This is a genomic window from Acidimicrobiales bacterium (assembly GCA_036491125.1).
Classification (GTDB): domain Bacteria; phylum Actinomycetota; class Acidimicrobiia; order Acidimicrobiales; family AC-9; genus AC-9.
Map to the genome: position 1 here is coordinate 1 of DASXCO010000058.1, position 4,068 is coordinate 4,068.

Sequence of the window (4,068 nt, forward strand, 5' to 3'; positions counted from 1 at the left end):
CTCGCTGTCGACTCCGGCATGCGGTGGAGCGAGCTTGTGGGGCTCCGGCGGGCGCGCGTGGATCTGCGCACTCGGAAGGTGCGGGTGACCGAGCAGCTCGTCCGGCTGGAGTCGGGGGAGTGGTTTCGGAAGGAACCAAAGACGTCGTCATCGGTCCGTTCGATCACGATCTCGCCGGTCACGGGAGAGCTGATCGCGAAGCAGCTGGAGCGCTTCGCCTTGCCGGGGCGGGAGGGACTCGTCTTCCCGGGCGGAACCGGCCGGCCGCTGGCGTCGTCGAGCTTCTGGAACAACCACTTCACGCCAGCTCTGCGGCGGTCGGGATTGTCCTGCCGGTTCCATGATCTTCGGCACACGAGCGTGGCGCTGGCCATCGCCGACGGCGCCCACCCGAAGGCCATCCAGACCCGGATGGGTCACTCCTCGATCAACGTCACCCTCGATCGTTACGGGCACTTGTTCCCCGAGCTGGACGAGGCGATCGCGGTGTCGTTCGGGGAACGCCTGGCTGCGGCGCGCGAGCGCCGGGCGACGACTGTGGTTCATGCGTCCTTTGGCTCCGTGTGACACCGCCGAACAGTCACGATTCAAAGCGCTGGAAGTTTGTTTGAGCGGCTCGGTTCGACGTCGCCTCATCCTGTTGGTCGAGAGCGCCCTTCGGCACCTCGCGCTAGTCTTCGCCAGACGGCAATGACAATTCGGGGCAGCGCTGGGGTTCTGTATGCACGCCGAGATGAGCGATAGTTCGACGATCAAAACGGCAATCGTTCGGCTAAGCCGCGAACCCGGATCCAGTGACAGATTGCGCGCCTACAAGGTACTCCTGGATGGGTCCATGATAGGGAAAATCCGCGACGGTCAGACTACGGAACTCAGTGTGGGTCCAGGCCCGCACAATCTCCGCCTGAAGCTCGGCTGGGGTGGTAGTCCTGATCTCACCGTGGAAGTTGGGGCGGGGGAACTTGCAGACTTCGTTTGTCGATCAGGTGCCGCTACTCCGGGCATGGCGTTCTATTACAGCTTGTTTCGCCGTAATCGCCTAGTCGACCTCCGCCGTGTCGAGGAACGGCTTCCACCAGCGGGGGACTGGGTCGCCGACGCCGCCATTCGGGTCGCGATAATCGTGCCAAGCATATTTGTATGGGCCGGTATCTCTGTATGGATGCTCCCAGAGCTTGGGGTGCCCGGCGGGTGGGCGAACGCTGTGATTTACGGTGGAGTGGCGGCCGCCATCGTCAGCGTCGGTATGACGGTTCGGCTACCACCCATCGGTAGGGCGAAGCGGAAGCCTCCTGAGTGGTAGCAAGCGCGCCCGTCGAGCAGGTCACGGCCTAACCGGAGTTCGCGATGGAACGATTCGTGTTCGAGGCAATCGACGTCGATCGACCCCGCCTGTTTGGCCGATACAACCCGCTGCGGATTCGAGGGTGGATCTATGAGTATCAGGGCCCTCGGGGGCCGGTAGAGATCACGATCTCGGACGACGGTCTAACCGCGTCGTTCATGGGACCGGAGATCTCTGCTGTGGATGTCCCCTGTGGGGTCTACGCCTGGGACGACGAGGATGACCCGCTACGCGACGGCGTCGTCGTCGCTATCGGACACGATCAGGTCACGTTTTCGCTTCCGCAGACTCGTGGCCTACCTGTTGTTGAAGCGACCACGGGCTGGGCCACGTGGCGGGCCTACCGCACTTCCGCCTCTCTGTTCCGCTGGAACATGGTCGACGCGCAGACGGGCAGGCACTTCGCCGAGGCCCGCGCGTGGAAAGGCAAAGTTCGTGACTCATCCGAGGCGTGCGGAGTAGGTGCGATGATCATCATTTGGGCGGCGTTTCTTGATCGCTTGTTCGCCCTCGGGCCTAGCTTGGAAGCCGGGATACCGCCGGTTGGGCCCAGCTGAAAAGGCTGGCCTCTGCCGGAGCCAGTCGTGCGGTCACGGCTCAACGTCCGAGGCCGTGACCAATGTCTCGGCCGTGGACGTGACCGCGGTCTATAGCGCCTGGTACCCGCGGTCTCGATCGTTCCGCAATGTAGCGGCTCACAGGTCGCTGCTCGATTCTGTCCAGGCGATCCCGTTGGTAGTAGATCGCCCGTTGGGACTCGTTGAGCGACCGAGCCGAGCCGGTCGAACGGTCCTGGAACTCCTGGAGTCGGTCGACCACGCGCTCGCGATGTGTGCATAGGTCTTCGATGGCTGCATCACCCTCGGCGAGCGCCCTGTCGAGCCGCCTCGCCTCTGGCGCTCCGTGGTCGTCCCATCGCGCCAGCGCTCTAGCCTCCCTCTCCGACCAGATCGCCGTCTGCCTGCGGTAGAAGCGGCGGTCTCTCCAGCCAGCGTGCTCGGTGATCGACGCTAAGCGGGCCAACTCCCTCCTCGCTTCGATCAGCTCGCGGGCCGCCCGACCCGCCTCGGTGCCGGCCCAGGCGCCCTCTCCCCGCTCCAGGTCCCGGCAGAGCTCGCGCAGCTCGCGTAGGCGGCGGTTGACCGAGACGATCTCCAGGGACGGATCCGGCGGAAGGGCGTCCCTTCGGGCTTCGAAGGTGGCCGACAGGCGGGCGTGGGAAAGAGCAGCTCTTCGGGCGCTCTCGAGGTCGGGCCTGTCGGCCACCGGTTCCACGGTAGGGGTGGGCGCCGGGCTAGCGACGTCGGTCACCCACCCCATTCGCCGCTCGGTTGACCACTCGCGGACCAGGTCCTCGGCGGCCTGGTCCAGGTTGTCAGCGACCAGATAGGCGTGGGACGCCTCCCGGGCCCGGCTCATGGCCACATACGCCAGCTCCCGGCCGCCGCCGTCCACATACACGTGGGCGCGCTCGGCGGTTTGACCCTGGCTGCGGTGGGCGGTCACTGCGTAACCGTGGGCCAGGCGTTCGGCCGAGACCTCGTCGCCGACCAGGCCGACGCGACGCTCGTCCTCGGTGCGAAGCATCAGGCCCTTGTGCTCAGGGTCGACGCGCTCCACCACGGCCCGCTCGCTGGTGACGAGGGCCCCGTCGGCGCCTGGGGCAAGAGTCACCACCTGGTCCCCGGCCTGGTAGCTCCGGCCGCCAGGGGCGACCAGCTCGGGGCCGGTCAGCCTGCCGGCTTCCGCCACGCGCTCTCTGGCTCTGCCGTTGAGCTCCTCCACGTTGGCCCGTCGCCACGCCAACAGCGCCGTGTCCTTGCCCTCTTCAACGTCGGCCGCCCCAGGCGTCCACGGCCAGATCGAGAGCCTCGTCCCTCGATGCACCGGCCACAATGCGCTCGCGTCCCCGATACCAGGACACCGCCTCCTCCACGTCGCCAGATCGCAGGGCGGCAAGAGCCCGAGCCTCGTCCGGATCGCTTTGCCGCAGGTTCTCACTGAGGACGTGAACCTGGTCCCGGTGGTGGTTGACCAATGCCTCCAGGGCTCCGCCGGGCCCGACGGCGCCGAGCTGGCGATGGTCGCCCACCATCACCACCTTGGCTCGGGCTGACTCCACATGGGCCAGCAGGCCGATCAGGTCCGGGTCGTCGGTCATGCCAACCTCGTCGAGCACGACGACGCTGTGATCGGAGAGCGAGATCCTCCCGTGCTCGAGGCGCCACCTCAGGCTGGCCAGGGTCCTCGACTGGTCGATGCCCGCCTCACGCCCCAGGTTGCGGGCGGCCTGTCCCGAGGTGGCGGTGCCTAGCACCTCGTAGCCGGCTGACTCGAAGGCCTCCCGAACCACCGACAGCATGGTGGTCTTGCCCGAACCGGCCACGCCGAGAACCAGCTCGGCGCCGCGTCCCGACGTGCAGATGGCGGTGACGGCGTCCTCCTGGGCCGAGGTGAGCGGGTAGCCCTGGCGGTGCTCGGCTGCCCGAACGGCGGCGATGGTGTTCCCGACCGAGATGGCGGCAGCGTCGGTACGCGCCAGCTGGTCGGAGACCATCTCGGCGATGGCCTGCTCGGTGGCGAGGGTGGTGGCCGTCGACCACGCCTGCTCTCTGGCCCCCCGCACGCCGACCAAGGGGATGGCCTCGGGGTCGGCCAGGGTCCGGTCCACCACCTGGTCGAGCAGGGCGGGATTCTGGCCGTAGAGGTGGGGAGCCAGGGCC

General features: G+C 67.1%; 4 protein-coding genes. 2 read left to right on the forward strand and 2 right to left on the reverse strand.

Translation table 11 applies throughout. The annotated features are described in order from the left end of the window. Positions 1–567, forward strand: a 567-nt coding sequence (locus VGF64_04305) for a site-specific integrase (protein HEY1633956.1), incomplete at its 5' end; no start/stop codon positions are given. A 780-nt stretch (positions 568–1,347) separates the two neighbouring features. Further along, positions 1,348–1,902 carry a hypothetical protein gene (locus tag VGF64_04310; GenBank protein ID HEY1633957.1) on the forward strand — a complete coding sequence of 185 codons (555 nt, stop codon included), beginning with the start codon at positions 1,348–1,350 and terminating at the stop codon, positions 1,900–1,902. A gap of 40 nt (positions 1,903–1,942) precedes the next feature. On the opposite strand, the gene VGF64_04315 is transcribed toward VGF64_04310, so the two are convergent. Continuing rightward, on the reverse strand, positions 1,943–3,232 hold the full coding sequence (locus VGF64_04315; GenBank protein ID HEY1633958.1) for a hypothetical protein: 1,290 nt from the start codon (positions 3,230–3,232) through the stop codon (positions 1,943–1,945). Beyond that, a partial coding sequence (locus VGF64_04320) for an AAA family ATPase (protein HEY1633959.1) occupies positions 3,174–4,068 on the reverse strand: 895 nt, incomplete at its 5' end. The genes VGF64_04320 and VGF64_04315, both read right to left, overlap by 59 nt.